This is a genomic window from Rahnella victoriana (assembly GCF_021276285.1).
GTDB classification, from domain to species: domain Bacteria; phylum Pseudomonadota; class Gammaproteobacteria; order Enterobacterales; family Enterobacteriaceae; genus Rahnella; species Rahnella victoriana.
On record NZ_CP089919.1, the window covers coordinates 365,017 to 379,499 of the forward strand.

Genomic DNA, 14,483 nt, shown 5'->3' on the forward strand with positions numbered 1-14,483 from the left:
GTCTCAGTCTCAGTACAGCGACGGTGACGGTGACGTGGTCGCCGGTTGCAGCGAATACGGGCTTTGCTGCGTCTGAGACGTCTGTTTCGGCAGGCAGGCAAATCTTATGTGCACCTTCTCGCCATCATTACTTTCGCCCAGCGTCTGGAATTTACCGGTACAAAACGTGAAGATTTTTTTGTAGGTATCCGCACGGCGCTGACGTTCAAGAATTGAAAAAACGGACGTGGTATAGCTCGCCTCGCCTTGCGCAAACGCCGCATCATAATTCGCCGGACGATAGGTTTCGTCTCCCACCGGCTTATCAATCGATGAACATCCTGCCAGCACACCCGCTATGGCTACCGCTGCTACCATCATTATTGTGATATTTTTCATTGATCATCCAGGATAAACGGTGAATTCACTTCATTGTAGCTGAGCCGCGAGTTCCGCCCGGCCCACACTGCCAATACTGTTCTTGCCATTTTTTTTGACGTTCACTAATGCGCGCTCTGCCGCCGCCAGCCACTGATTGTAATTCTCATGATGTCTGGACGTCGCCACCCCGATACTCAGCGAGCACTGGAAACCCGAGTCTTGCGACAAACGGATCTCCGAGGTTTTCAGTAATAACCGGTAACCCACGGCATAGGCTTCCTCTTCGGAAACCCCCGGCAGGATCACCACAAATTCATCGCCGCCCAGAATAGCCGGGAAATCATTTTGCCCGGTTTCATGGCGCAAAATCGCTGACACGGATCGCAATACATAATCCCCCGCCTCGCGCCCGAATAAGTCATTCACCATCTTAAGATCATCCACGCCCAATACCATCAGGCAGGATAAATCATGTTTCGAACGTTCAAATTCCAGCATCAGCCGCCGGTCAAGTAAACGCCGGTTTGGCAGCCCGAGAAACGGATCCATCAGCGCCGCCTTTTCCAGCTCATGTTGTTTATCGCGCAGCTTGCGGGAGATGGAATAATTGGCGGCGCTGAAGGCAATAATATAAATAGTCGACAGCGGCAGCGTCAGCCACAGCGTCCGGTCGGTGACGACGGGATAAAAAGGCATTCCCGCCGCCAGCCAGCAAAGGAGAAAACCAGCGCAATAAAACAGCGCGGCACGGCGCAGCAAATGCCAGCCACCGGCAGAGAAACGGTCGGCAATCAGAATAGACGTAATAATGGCCGACGGCAGCGGGCACACGCCCATCAGCGCCACCCATGCGCCGCCTGCGATGGCGTCAAACGCCAGATTTCTGAACTCGGCCTGATTAGGATGTTTAGCGCGATGGGAAATCAGCATCGCGACATGCGGCCAGACAAACGCATTCAGCGCCAGCAGACATATCGGTATCCAGGAAACCTGTCGTTCGAGCAGAACGGAAAGCACCGGAAAAAAGCAGAGGAAAGTGCCGAGCATGCGCATTAAATACATTCGCTTTAAAAAGCGATCCGAACGCTCACGCACGAGACTCTCACCCGGAGAATAATAAGGCATACCGATACGACTCTGTAGTTGATGTCTGTTTATATTAGTCGAGTTAGTGATTACAGGGCTACAGAAAGCGGCGGTTTTAATGCGTCGAATAACGGGGCTTTTTAACCGTAAATAAAACAGGTGAGCGGTTAGCCCGATAATTTAGGATAAAAAAACGGCCACCCAAAGGGCAGCCGTTTGCAGACATTAACGTGTGACTTGGCATTATCTGGAATACTGCGCGTCCGTCACTTTTTCCATCCACTCTACCGGGCTGCCGTTCAGGGATTCGGCAATCGCGATGTGCGTCATGGCATTCTCAGGGGTTGCGCCGTGCCAGTGTTTCACCCCTTCCGGGATCCACACGATATCGCCGACGTTCATTTCACGGATTTCGCCGCCCTCTTCCTGTAACCAGCCGCGACCCTGCGTAATGATCAACGTCTGACCCAGCGGATGGGTATGCCAGGCGGTACGGGCGCCCGGCTCAAAGGTCACGGTCGCCCCGCCCACACGGGCAGATTCGGTGCCGCTGAACGGCGAGTCGATACGCACCTTACCGGTGAAGTAACTTTCAGGACCGTTCTGAGAAGGCACAGAACCGCTTCGGGTAATTTTCATTTTGTCAGTCATTTCATTCTCCGCTGCGGCAACCGCCGCTGGAATAGTCATCGTAATACAGACTGTAGCGCCATTCGTTTGTTGCGACTATATAGCTGAATACGCAAGGAGCTATGAATTAAACTCATTAATAGCCCCTTCCGCCCTTACTCTTCGCTCTGGCCGGGCGTCCCGGCGAAACGCCGGCGCACCACCACGAAGAACACCGGCACAAAGAAGATGGCCAGTAACGTGGCGGAAATCATCCCGCCCATCACGCCGGTTCCGACCGCGTTTTGTGCACCGGAACCCGCGCCGTTGCTGATCGCCAGCGGCAGGACCCCGAGGATAAACGCCAGCGACGTCATCAGGATCGGCCGCAACCGCATCCGCACCGCGTCAAGCGTGGCTTCCAGCAGCGGTTTGCCTTCTTTCAGCATCAGATCATTGGCGAATTCCACGATCAGAATGGCGTTTTTCGCCGCCAGCCCGATGGTGGTCAGCAGGCCGACCACGAAATACACATCGTTATTCAGCCCGCGCAGGCTGGTCGCCAGCAACGCGCCGACCACGCCAAGCGGAACTACCAGCATCACCGAGAACGGGACCGACCAGCTTTCATACAGTGCCGCCAGACACAGGAACACCACAACCAGCGAGATGGCATACAGCGCCGGTGCCTGTTCACCGCTCATGCGTTCCTGATACGACATGCCGGTCCAGTCATGACCCATCCCCGCAGGCAGTTTCCCGGCCAGTTGTTCCATCAGCGCCATGGCTTCGCCGGAGCTTTTACCCGGCGCAGGCTGCCCGAGGATCTCCAGTGAAGACAGTCCGTTATAGCGTTCCAGACGCGGCGAACCATACACCCATTTCGCCGTCGAGAAGCTGGCAAACGGCACCATTTTCCCGTTAGTCGCGCGCACAAACCAGTTATTGAGATCGTCCGGCATCATGCGGTAAGGCGCATCACTCATGACATACACTTTTTTCACGCGGCCATTATCGACGAAGTCGTTCACGTAACTGCCGCCCCAGGCCGCCGACAAGGTGGTGTTGATATCCGACAGCGATAACCCCAGCGCCCTGGCTTTTTCCTGATCAATTGTCACTTTGTATTGCGGCATATCTTCCATGCCGTTTGGCCTTACCGCCATCAGCACATCCGGATGCTGCGCTGCCAGCGCCAGCAACTGATTACGCGCCTCAAGCAGTTTCTGATGCCCCAGATTGCCACGGTCGATCAGTTCAAAATCGAAACCGGTGGCATTGCCCAGCGCGATAATCGGCGGCAGGTTGAACGCCACGACGGTGCCGTCGAGGATTTTTGAAAACGCCGCGTTGGCACGCTGAACGATCGCCGTCACGTTGTTGGCGTCACCGGCACGCTCGCGCCAGTCTTTCAGGCCGATAAAGGCGATACCGACGTTTTGCCCGCGTCCGGCAAACCCGAAACCGTTAACGGTGAGGACATTCGCGACATTACGTTTTTCGTCATTCATATAGTGTGCAGTGATGGAATCGAGCACTTTCTGCGTCCGCTCCTGCGTGGCACCCGCCGGTAAAATGGCCTGCGTCGCCAGCACGCCCTGATCTTCATCAGGTAAAAACGAGGTCGGCAGGCGCATAAACATCACCACCATGCCTGCCACAATCAGCAGATAAATGACGATGTAACGCCCGGTACTTTGCAAAATCCGCCCGACCGAGGACGTGTAATGCTGCGTACTCTGCTCAAACTTACGGTTGAACCAGCCAAAGAAACCGGTGGTTTTCCCGTGGCTGCCCTGCGCCACCGGTTTAAGCAACGTGACGCACAATGCGGGCGTCAGGATTAATGCCACCAGCACCGACAAGGCCATCGCAGACACAATCGTTATCGAGAACTGACGATAAATCACGCCGGTGGTGCCGCCGAAAAAGGCCATCGGCACAAAAACCGCCGACAGCACCAGCGCGATACCCACCAGCGCGCCCTGAATTTGCGCCATCGATTTTCGTGTCGCCGCTTTGGGCGACAGACCCTCTTCGGCCATCACGCGCTCAACGTTTTCCACCACCACGATCGCATCATCCACCAGCAGCCCGATGGCGAGCACCATGCCGAACATCGTCAGCGTGTTGATGGTAAAACCGCAGGCGGCGAGAATGCCAAACGTCCCCAGTAACACCACCGGCACGGCAATGGTCGGGATCAGCGTCGCCCTGACGTTTTGCAGGAACAGGAACATCACCAGAAACACCAGCACAATGGCTTCGAACAGCGTTTTCACCACCTCATTAATCGAGATTTTGATAAACGGCGTGGTGTCGTAGGGATAGACCACCTGCAAACCGTCCGGGAAGAACGGCCGCAGTTGTTCCAGTTCGGCGCGCACCGCCGCCGCCGTATCCAGCGCATTGGCTCCGGTCGCGAGCTGGATCCCCAGTGCCGACGCCGGTTGCCCGTTAATTTTCACCACGAACTGATAATCTTCCCCACCGCGCTCAATGCGGGCAACATCGCGCAGCCGCACCTGCGAACCGTCGGCATTCACCTTCAGCAAAATGTCGCCAAATTCTTCCGGTGAGATCAGCCGCGTTTGCGCGATGAGCGAGGCATTCAGTTGCTGTCCCGGCACCGGTGGCGCACCGCCGATTTGTCCGGCGGCAACCTGCGCATTCTGGGTGTTCAGCTCGCTGATCACATCCACCGGCGTCAGCTGATAATTATTCAGTCTGGCCGGATCCAGCCAGATACGCATGGCGTATTGCGAACCGAAGATCTGCGTATCCCCCACGCCGTCGATACGGCTGATCGGATCTTTAATATTCGAACCGACGTAGTCCGAAATATCCTGCTGGGTCATGGTGTGATTACTGTTCACAAAACCGACCACCATCATAAAGGTGCTGGACGATTTACGGACGGTGATCCCCTGTTGCTGCACTTCCGACGGCAATAACGGCGTCGCCAGTTGCAGTTTGTTCTGCACCTGAACCTGCGCGATATCCGCGTCGGTGCCGGTTTTGAAGGACAGCGTCAGTTGCAGCGTGCCCGACGAATCGCTGGTTGAGGACATGTACATCAGCCCGTCGAGGCCATTCATGTTTTGCTCAATCACCTGCGTCACGGAGTTCTGCAACGTGGTGGCATCCGCGCCCGGATATTGTGCGCGGATCTGGATCGCCGGTGGCGCTACGCTGGGATACTGTTCGACAGGCAGATTAATGATTGAGATCGCCCCTGCCAGCATGACGATAATGGCGATCACCCAGGCAAAAATAGGCCGATCGATAAAGAATTTAGACATGATTTCCGCGTTCCCTGATTAAGACCTGGCTGGCTGTTCGTGGGCAGAAACAACATCACCCGGTTTGACTTTTTGTACGCCGGACACCACCACGCGCTCGCCCGCTGCCAGTCCTGACAGCACCTGCCACTGATCGCCAAAGGCTTTGCCTGTGATGACATTTTTCAGTGCCACTTTGTTATCCGTGCCAACCACCAGCGCCGTCGCATCTCCCCGCGGGTTGCGGGTAATCGCCACCTGCGGCACCAGTAACGCCGACGGAGCAACGCCCTCTTCAAGCCGCGCACGCACGAACATTCCCGGCAATAACCGGTACTGAGGGTTCGGGATCAGCGCGCGCAAGGTGATGGAGCCGGTGGTTTCGTCCACCGTCACGTCGGAGAATTCCAGCGAACCTTTCGGCGCATACGCGCTGCCGTCAGAGAGCAGCACGGTAACTTCAGCTTTGCCTTCCACCTGACGCAGCTGGCCGCCGGACATTTCCTGACGCAGACGCAGGAATTCATCCCCCGACTGCGTGACATCGACATACAAGGTATCGAGCTGCTGAACCGTCGCCAGCGCCGTGGTTTGGGCGTTTTGCACCAGCGCGCCTTCGGTGACGGAGGAGCGGCCAATACGCCCGGAAATCGGTGACGTCACACGGGTATAACCCAGATTGATACGCGCGGATTTCACCGCCGCTTTTGCGGCAACCATTGCCGCCTGCGCCTGTTGCGCCGTGGCCTGCGCCTGATCGAAATCCTGCTGACTGATGTAATGCGTGCCGGTCAGCGGACGGTAACGGTTCACCGTGGTGACGGCGATGCGCGCACTGGCTTCAGCCTGTGCCAGTGCGCCCAGCGCGTTATCCAGCGTCGCCTGATAGGGCGCGGGATCAATCTGGTACAACGCCTGTCCGGCAGTCACATCGCTGCCTTCGGTGAAAAGACGTTTTTGTATGATGCCGGAGACCTGCGGGCGCACTTCTGCCACCCGCAGCGCCGAGGTTCTGCCCGGCAATTCGGAGGTCATATTCAGCGGTGCGGTGCTGAGTTTCACGACATTGACGTCAGGTAATGCAGGCTGGCCCGACGCGGCGTTTTTACCGCTGTCACAGCCGGCAAACACTACACTCCCGGATAAAAGACAAAGCACTGCCAAAGGCCTGATGCGCCCCAAATTATTCATGGTTTCCCACCTCAATATTCCCATCTGGTTATTCACTCAATCAGTGAATTTGCGTTAAATAAAAACAAAATCAAAAAGTACGTCAGTAATTAATCATTACGCAGGTTGTGACTGATGCATTCTGCGATATGCCTGCGGCGGCAAATGGTATTTGCGCGAAAAGGTGCGGGAAAAAGATTGTTGCGAGTCGTACCCGTACTTAAAGGAAATATCAATTACCGCATTTTTTGTGTGGAGAAGTTCATTCGCCGCTAATTCGAGTTTTCTGTCGCGAATATAATTGCCCAGCGTTTCACCGATGACCTGCTGAAACATTCTTTGTAAATGCCATTTTGAATAGCCTGATTTTTCAGCAACATCGCTGATTTTCAACGGCTTATCAATATGTTCATCTATCCACCCGATCAGGGAGTCAATAACGTCTTTATGCATCACAAGCGTCCTCTTAAAAATAGCGTAATGAGTGCGCGATTCGACACGGGATCACACGTGGTTTGTTTTCAAACGGCAGCTGATTTCAATCGGAAACTGAAAATGACAGCAGTGACAGAGGCGTGGATAAGATTAAATGTGACCGGGATAGTCATCACTCTTATGGGGCGATAATAGCATCCGGAATACGCGGTAATAAGACGCTAAATTATGATTGCCGTTATGAATCTCATTCACTAATCCGGCATCAATAGGCGTCGCTTACGAAAGATGAACTGATTATAATCCGCTCAGTAATGGGTAATGACAATCGGAACCGGCATGTTAAAAGAGAATTTCAACGATTTAATTTCTTTCCTCGTCGTGGCGAGGGAGCGCAGTTTTACCAAAGCGGCGGCAAAACTGGGGGTTTCACAATCGGCACTCAGTCATTCAATCCGGGGTCTGGAAGAACGGCTGGAGCTGCGGTTGCTGACCCGCACCACCCGCAGCGTTGCCCCGACGGAAGCCGGTGAAAAAATGGTCGCCAGCCTCGGCCCGCGCTTTGCAGAAATAGAATCTGAACTGGAGGCGTTAAGCGAGATGCGCGAACGCCCGGCAGGGAATATCCGCATTACCGCCGGCGAACACGCGGTGGATTCCATCCTGTGGCCGGTATTAAAAAAATTCCTCGCCGAATACAGCGATATTAATATCGAAATCATTCTGGATAATGCGCTGACAGATATTGTGACAGGCCGCTTCGACGCCGGAATTCGTCTCGGGGAACAGGTCGCCAAAGACATGATCGCCCTGCGTATCGGGCCTGAAATGAGCATGGCGGTGATCGGTTCCCCCGCGTATTTCGCCAGGGAAGGTATTCCCTTAACGCCGCAGGAATTACAAAGCCACCGCTGCATCAATATGCGTCTGCCGACCATGGGCGGGATTTATGCGTGGGAATTTGGTCAGGATGGACGGGAATTAAAAGTACGCGTCGACGGACAGTTAACTTTTAACAGCCTGCGGCAGAGAATTGATGCGGCGGTTAACGGCTTCGGTCTGGCGTATGTGCCGGAAGATTCCGTGGCATCGGACATCGCCAGCGGAAAGTTAATACGGGTATTGCAGGACTGGTGTGAACCTTTCCCCGGCTATTATTTGTATTATCCCAGCCGCAAACAACACACCACCGCGTTTGCTTTATTGCTGGATGCGCTGCGATATAAAGAACCGTCATAACGATCACTATTTGATCAAAACCCCCAAAAAGTGTGCTGATACTTATTTCAGGAAGATAATTAATTGATTTAGATTACATTGTGTTTCATGCTGTGCGCACTTTAAGAAATATTGTACTTTTTGCATTTGCAGCCCGCCTGGAGCGGGCTTTTTTATGTCTTGTTTCTCAAAGCATGAATATTTTTTGATTAGGAATTTCTTTAACGAATGACGCGACAGGGATTGCCGCAGGCCACCGCCCCCGCCGGAACGGATCGCGTGACCACGCTGCCCGCCCCGACAGTACAGCCATCACCCAGAGTGACGCCCGGCAGAATGATACACCCTCCGCCGATCCAGACATCGTTACCGACAGTCACCGGCCGCGCGCTGCCGATATGTTCACGACGTATCTCAATATCCAGCGGATGTTGCGCCGTATAAATTTGCACATCCGGGCCAATAAAAACGTTATTGCCTATGGTGACCGGCGCGCAATCGAGTAAGACAAAGTTAAAATTAATAAAGACATTATTTCCGAGCACGGTATTGATACCGTAATCAATGCGCATGCCTTTTTCAAAATGCACATTACTGCCCACCTGACCAAATATTTTTCTGATCAGTGCGTCCTTTTCTGCGGTTTGTCGTGCGCTCAGCGCATTAAACGCATCCACTTTATCGCGGGTCTGATAACGAATTTCACGTAATTCCTCATCATTGATCTGATAATCCAGCCCGCTGGTCATTTTCGTTAGCTCACGCATATACCGCTCCCTGATGATTGTTTGCTTTGCGGATAACCATTTTTCCGCACTTACTGCCCGATATCGCGCAGCTTCTTCCCTGCCGCGCCGATATTGTCCATCAACGTCAGAAAAGTTGCGCCGATCATCATAGTAAAGATCCCGTTGGTGGTGGTCGAGCAGGTGATATCAAAATCGCGACGTTGTAACGGCTGGATTTCAGAACATAGGATCCACACCACCGGCGCGGCGCTCATCATCGCCGCAAATGACCCTGGTATTTTTCAGCGGATACTCCGCCATTTTTGCCACATCGATTGCTTTTATACTGCTCTTTGCGAGACGTCTTCCACATCTGAATACAACTCCCTGTAAATGCATCCAGCCTGTTTCTTTGTTCCGGCGGCAGGAATAAAGTCTCCCCGCTGCGGCAAAATCCGCAGCCGGAATTAGCGTTCCGAAAGACATAACTAGGCGACATTGTGTAATAATGCCGCGCACTTTGATTCACTCTAAATAATGGTGGCTCAGGTGGGGGCTTCGAAAGAAGCACCGGTTTTCCTAGTGTGTCCGGTACGCTAACCCCGTCTGAGCTGCCACCCAAGTTTAGCGTCTTGTGTTGCAGTCATTTAATCATCTAGGAGCTTTTAAAATGACGAACACCGAAACTGCATTAACAGAAAACTCAATTACCGTCTTCCGCTCACTAATCGCAGAGCTGGAATTCAGTCACTTTGAAGATGCCCAGCTTTACGATCTCAGCGCGCTGGCCTCAGACTCTGCCGAAGGATTGTGTCATGGTCTGCTTTGCCTGAGCGAAGGGCTGGAGAATGGCGAGATCGTCCCGCCGGAAGGTATCCCGCAGATCAGCGCCTATCTCAAGGCGACCGCGCATTTAGTGCCGGTGCTGTTTGAGCTGAGTGAACGGGCGAATGACGGGCTGGCAAAAGGCAGAGCACCGTCTGTTTTCACCCTGTAAGCGTCACGGTCAGCATGAAGGCAGGAACAGGCTATTCCTGCCTTCGCTTCATGCCCTTCCCCGCCAGCACCGCCGCCATCACCATAAACAAATGGCCTTCCGCTGAATCGAGCAGGAAGGCGTTGAATAAGTGGCAGGCCATATAGGCAGTGAGTACCGCGATCATCAGGTTGCGGATGGCGACCGGCTGCCGCCAGGCTTCGCGGTAGCAATACGCCATCCAGACAAGAAACAATGCCAGCCCCGTCAGGCCGGACTGTACGGCTTCCAGCAGATACTGATTATGCGGATTATTAACCTGATAACCGGTATCCGGATTGCCGTACCAGAAACTGCCCGCGCCGTTCCCGAACCACGGCGAGTGTTTTATCAGCCGCAGCGATTTCTGGACAAACGCCGTGCGTTGCCCCATCGATGTTTTGCAGGCGTCGTAAGCATCGCCACCGGTCAGCGACAGACAATGGTGTATTTCTGCCACGCCGAGCACCACGCGTTCCGCCGCACGGTTGGGAATCAGCAACACCACGCAAATCACACACACCCCGCATGCCATCACGGCCAGACGCTGACGCCATCCCGAAGACAGCCACAGCCAGACGCCGGTGCCGACGACCAGCGCGACATAACCGGTGCGGCCTAATACCAGAAACAGCACGTCATAACTGGCCAGCACGACCAACACAGCATAGCCCGGTCGTCTGATCCCCCGATGGGCAAAGGCCCTCGACAGCCACAGCAGCGCCGCCAGCGCCATAAAGAAATTCTGCGTGATGTGCAGTTTAAAAACCGTCGGGTTCAGCGGACTGATGTGCCCGAACGACAGGGGAAGAAGACCGGCCGCCAGACTGAGCAGCAATATCACGCCGTTTGCCAGTAAAAATCCGCTGACAAACCGGTTAAACGCCGCCGGGACGTTAAGGAAAAACAGCGCCAGCGGCAGGACATACAACAGCTTTTTGTACTTCTCCACCATCTCCGCGCCGTAATCCTGCGGTTGCAGAAAAACAGAACAGGCCAGCAGAGTGAACATCAGCGCAGGCAACCACACCAGCGGATGCCGGATGAGTCTGCGCAGATTTTTCCCGTCACGCTGCCAGAGAACACATAACAAAATGCTCCCCAGCGCAAGATGCATCAGGGCATTGGAGACCGGCAACGACACGCCCAGCATAAAAGCCGCCGCGTTATCCGGTCGGATAAGATGACGACGGGCAGTGGAAGATGCAACAGCAGGAACGGGTGGGATCATGATCAACTCATTTCAGGTAAACAATTTTGTGATGTTGCCGGGCGGATCACCGGTGCGTTGAGCAATGCCAGACGGCGGGAAACCGCGGTAATCACATCCGCCACCGGAATGGCATCGAGGTATCGCTCCGCCGTACCGGTATCAATGTCCTCCGGCGACGGCAGCGGACGATAATTGCCTGCCCAGATCAGCGTGTGAGGTGCCTGCCAGGGATGCCATTGTCTGAGATTGCTGGGGCCAAACAGGACAACAGAAGGTGTTTGCAGTGCGGCGGCCATATGCATCGGCGCGGAGTCCACGCCGATAAACAATTTGGCGCGGTCAATCAGTACCGCCAGTTCAGGCATGTCCAGTTTTCCGGCCAGATTGATAATGTCCTGCGGATAAAGACAGCCATCAAGGATCTGCCGGACAGTGTCGCGTTCTCCGGCGGAAGGGCCACCGGTGATCACCACCTTTTCGCCACGCTGCATCAGGTGATCAATCAGTTTGCTGTATGAAGCCATCGACCAGTTTTTGAATGCCCAGCGTGCAGACGGCTGGATCACGATATAGTCGGTAAGCGGTGTTTTCCCGCACAACCGCGCCAGATGATCAACGTCTCTCTGCCGGCAGGCCATCGTGACATCCGTGACCTTGTCGCGTAATGCCAGCGGCTGCAAAATGCTCAGGTTATTCATGACGGTATGTTGCGAAGCGTGCCGGGCGGTATCCACCAGCGCCGAGTGGCAAAACCGCCATAAAAGATTGTCACGCCGGGGATAACGAAAACCGATGCTGAATTTGGGATGAAGCTGGTAACAGTAAAATGCCGCCCGCCATTGATCTGACAGGTTGAGGATCAGATCGTAATGCCGTCCGCGCAAACTGTTCAGCAGCGCCCTCTCGCCGCGATATTGCTGCTTCAGCCCCTGTTGTTTCAGCGTCCGGTCAACGGTATAGGTGAGGTATAACGCCTTATTTCCCGCCAGCATCACCTCCGTACCGCCATACACCAGCACATCAATCAGGGCGCGCGGATAGTTCGCTTTTAATGTGCTGATTAAGGGCGTGATCAGTAGCACATCACCAAAATGGCGGAGTTTTATCACCAGAATACGTGCCGGCGGGTCACGGTCCGGCAAGTCAGGGGAAAACACGATTTCTTCTCTGATGTCCATTTCAGTATCCATTCCGTCATGTCAAAAAAAGCGCAAAGCAATACCTTCCGACAGCCATCGAAATAATGTGAATCTCATAAGGTAAACACTTAATAAAGCGCGGCGATCTTATCGGCATAGAAAACAAAAAGATAATTGGTTAAACAGATCGAATTGATCAGACTGATCGGTGAAAACGATCAATCCATTACTCTTTATATGGGTTTGTGTAACGGAATGATTTAAGAGGAATGTTTAACGGTAAGCGGCGGGAGGATCCACGCGCTGGCCTCAGTTCGCTTTGCGAAAGGTTTTCCAAATCTGTTGGCTTTTCGGCAGGCACCGAATAGGATCTGGCGTCAGGATTACCCTTATTTTCCACATTGGCAGTGATAAAGGTTCATCAATAATGACGACTCAGACATCTGGAAAGACGGCTCCGGCAGGGGCAATTTTTAGCGCCGACGGTTTGCAATTTCTCAATAAGCTCGCCCGGAACAACACCCGTGACTGGTTTAAAGCGAATCAGGATGAATACGAGAATACGCTGAGAACGCCCGCGCTGAAGTTTATCGAACACATGCAACCAGAGATTGTTGCCATTTCCCCGAGACTGACTGCCGTGTCTAAAAAAGTGGGCGGCAGCCTGATGCGCCCGCAACGCGACAGCCGTTTCAGCAAAGATAAAACGCCTTACAAAACCAATGTCGGCATTCAGTTTCGTCATTTTCAGGGGAAAGATGTTCACGCGCCCGGCCTGTATGTGCACATCGCCGAAGACGGTTGTTTTATTGCCGCAGGGATCTGGCATCCGGAATCGAAAGCGTTAAACGCAATCCGCGCCTGTATTGATGAGAATCCCAATGCTTATCAGAAAGCCCTGAAGACATTGCACGATAACGGTTTTGTGATGGATGGCGACAGCCTGAGCCGTCCGCCAAGAGGCTATGATAAAAACCATCCGCTGTTAGCTGAATTAAAACGCAAAGATTTTATCGCAATTAAAAACATCGCCTTTGAAGAGTTGTGCCGGTCGGATGTTGTTGAGTTTTGTGCTGAGCAGTTCAGACATTGCGCGCCGTTAATGGCTTATCTGTGTTTTGCCCTTGAGCTGGATTTCTAACGCCTCACGGTCAGGCTTTTTTGAAGGCTTCCGGTGGTGACCTGCCGCTGGTAAAGTAAACAACCGATACTGAAATGTGACCAGAAGGGAATTCGGTGTGACCGGACGCATTGATTACCAGATTGAAAAATATCGTTTTACTGAAACCACTGAATCCCCTCGCCTTATCCAGCAATGGAAAGATGTGATTGCCGAATGTCAGGAGAATAAGGCGGGTGCAGAGGAGCGTCTGCGAATTGCGCTGCTGAACGTCGATTACGTCACCAGCTTTGAGCTTCCTTTCCGGCTTCTGCTGACCCGGGCACCGCAGCTCATTGACCGTGTGCGCGATGAGTTGCAACTCAGCCAGAAAAACGTCCTGTTTAATGGCAAGCGTTTCGGCTGTGTTTACAGTCTGAAAATGGATCTGGGCGGGATACCGGACGAATTTCAGTACCATCTTGCCACCCGTATCCGGCGCATTAACGCAGCAGGCATCAATGAAGCCCCTTACCGGCAGATAGCGCAACAAACCAAAGCACCACGCGATCGTCTCCGGTTAGCGCTGGAAGCCGGGCTGGAGGTCAATCCTCTGGACGGCCTGTTCTGGTTCGGGCTTCAGCGTATTGCCGCAGATGTCCTCCGGCTGAGAAAAACGGGGATGCCGGTCGCCACCTCTGAGATTGAAGTATTTGACACCCTGACGGGGACGACAAGGCCGGTTCCGGCGTACAGGCTGAAAGTGTAGATATGCTGTCACTACGATGAATTTTAAGAATATTGTTTATCTGCTGTTAGCCTTAGCCGCTGCGGGCAGCGCATGCTTACCGCATCCGTTTGTGATGTGGTTCCTGATCGTCAATCTGCTGACGCTGGTGTTCTACGGTATAGACAAGCGGGCGGCATATAAAGCGAGAAGCAGGGTGCCGGAATTTACCTTGCTGCTGCTGGGTGTTGCCGGTGGCTGGATGGGAGCGATTGCCGGTCAGCAGCTTTTTCGGCATAAAACACAAAAACAGCCCTTCAGAACCTGGTTCGCCATCAGTGTGATAGTGAATCTGGTGATAGTGGCGGGTGTGAGCTGGCTGATGAGAGATTTTTTTCTTTGA

General features: G+C 53.6%; 14 protein-coding genes and 1 pseudogene. 5 read left to right on the forward strand and 10 right to left on the reverse strand.

The features are described from left to right. Window positions 1-9 precede the first annotated feature (9 nt). The 6 genes from J9880_RS01885 to J9880_RS01910 all read right to left on the reverse strand — a co-directional run bounded on the left by J9880_RS01885 (window position 10) and on the right by J9880_RS01910 (window position 6,959). Window positions 10-378 carry a hypothetical protein gene (locus J9880_RS01885; protein ID WP_119826673.1) on the reverse strand — a complete coding sequence of 123 codons (369 nt, stop codon included), beginning with the start codon at window positions 376-378 and terminating at the stop codon, window positions 10-12. A 30-nt stretch (window positions 379-408) separates the two neighbouring features. Next, window positions 409-1,413: a diguanylate cyclase gene (locus J9880_RS01890; RefSeq protein ID WP_232770010.1), complete on the reverse strand. Its 1,005-nt coding sequence runs from the start codon at window positions 1,411-1,413 to the stop codon at window positions 409-411. Window positions 1,414-1,689: 276 nt separating this feature from the next. After that, window positions 1,690-2,085, reverse strand: coding sequence for a (R)-mandelonitrile lyase (locus J9880_RS01895; RefSeq protein ID WP_095925297.1), 396 nt, complete (start codon window positions 2,083-2,085; stop codon window positions 1,690-1,692). A 146-nt stretch (window positions 2,086-2,231) separates the two neighbouring features. Next, complete coding sequence (locus J9880_RS01900) at window positions 2,232-5,357, reverse strand: efflux RND transporter permease subunit (RefSeq protein WP_232770011.1); 3,126 nt, start codon at window positions 5,355-5,357, stop codon at window positions 2,232-2,234. An 18-nt stretch (window positions 5,358-5,375) separates the two neighbouring features. Beyond that, entirely contained in the window at window positions 5,376-6,527 is a 1,152-nt protein-coding gene (locus J9880_RS01905; RefSeq protein ID WP_131692658.1) for an efflux RND transporter periplasmic adaptor subunit, read from the reverse strand. Between the two features lie 96 nt (window positions 6,528-6,623). Further along, window positions 6,624-6,959 (reverse strand): helix-turn-helix domain-containing protein, encoded by a 336-nt coding sequence (locus J9880_RS01910; RefSeq protein ID WP_095925064.1) that lies wholly within the window; start codon window positions 6,957-6,959, stop codon window positions 6,624-6,626. 321 nt (window positions 6,960-7,280) lie between these two features. On the opposite strand from J9880_RS01910, the gene J9880_RS01915 reads away from it, so the two are divergent. Next, window positions 7,281-8,180 (forward strand): LysR family transcriptional regulator, encoded by a 900-nt coding sequence (locus tag J9880_RS01915; RefSeq protein ID WP_095925296.1) that lies wholly within the window; start codon window positions 7,281-7,283, stop codon window positions 8,178-8,180. 200 nt (window positions 8,181-8,380) lie between these two features. Here the strand turns inward: J9880_RS01915 and J9880_RS01920 are convergent, their stop codons facing one another. Next, entirely contained in the window at window positions 8,381-8,926 is a 546-nt protein-coding gene (locus J9880_RS01920) for a sugar O-acetyltransferase (protein WP_232770012.1), read from the reverse strand. 77 nt (window positions 8,927-9,003) lie between these two features. Next, window positions 9,004-9,162: pseudogene (locus J9880_RS01925) on the reverse strand (MFS transporter); the annotation flags it as partial. A 395-nt stretch (window positions 9,163-9,557) separates the two neighbouring features. Here J9880_RS01925 and J9880_RS01930 point away from each other — a divergent pair. Further along, the gene (locus tag J9880_RS01930; RefSeq protein ID WP_095925062.1) at window positions 9,558-9,884 is read left to right on the forward strand and encodes a hypothetical protein; all 327 of its coding nucleotides are present in this window, start codon (window positions 9,558-9,560) and stop codon (window positions 9,882-9,884) included. Between the two features lie 31 nt (window positions 9,885-9,915). On the opposite strand, the gene J9880_RS01935 is transcribed toward J9880_RS01930, so the two are convergent. Next, the gene (locus tag J9880_RS01935) at window positions 9,916-11,055 is read right to left on the reverse strand and encodes an O-antigen ligase family protein (protein ID WP_232770432.1); all 1,140 of its coding nucleotides are present in this window, start codon (window positions 11,053-11,055) and stop codon (window positions 9,916-9,918) included. A gap of 80 nt (window positions 11,056-11,135) precedes the next feature. After that, the gene (rfaQ, locus tag J9880_RS01940) at window positions 11,136-12,293 is read right to left on the reverse strand and encodes a putative lipopolysaccharide heptosyltransferase III (RefSeq protein ID WP_232770013.1); all 1,158 of its coding nucleotides are present in this window, start codon (window positions 12,291-12,293) and stop codon (window positions 11,136-11,138) included. A 388-nt stretch (window positions 12,294-12,681) separates the two neighbouring features. On the opposite strand from rfaQ, the gene J9880_RS01945 reads away from it, so the two are divergent. The 3 genes from J9880_RS01945 (at window position 12,682) to J9880_RS01955 (ending at window position 14,483) form a co-directional block, all read left to right on the forward strand. Continuing rightward, window positions 12,682-13,395, forward strand: a complete 714-nt coding sequence (locus J9880_RS01945) for a DUF2461 domain-containing protein (RefSeq protein WP_095925059.1) — start codon at window positions 12,682-12,684, stop codon at window positions 13,393-13,395. Between the two features lie 97 nt (window positions 13,396-13,492). Beyond that, a complete protein-coding gene (locus J9880_RS01950) occupies window positions 13,493-14,122 on the forward strand; it encodes an ECs1377 family protein (RefSeq protein ID WP_232770014.1) in 630 nt (209 codons plus the stop codon). Between the two features lie 16 nt (window positions 14,123-14,138). Further along, complete coding sequence (locus tag J9880_RS01955) at window positions 14,139-14,483, forward strand: DUF1294 domain-containing protein (RefSeq protein WP_095925057.1); 345 nt, start codon at window positions 14,139-14,141, stop codon at window positions 14,481-14,483.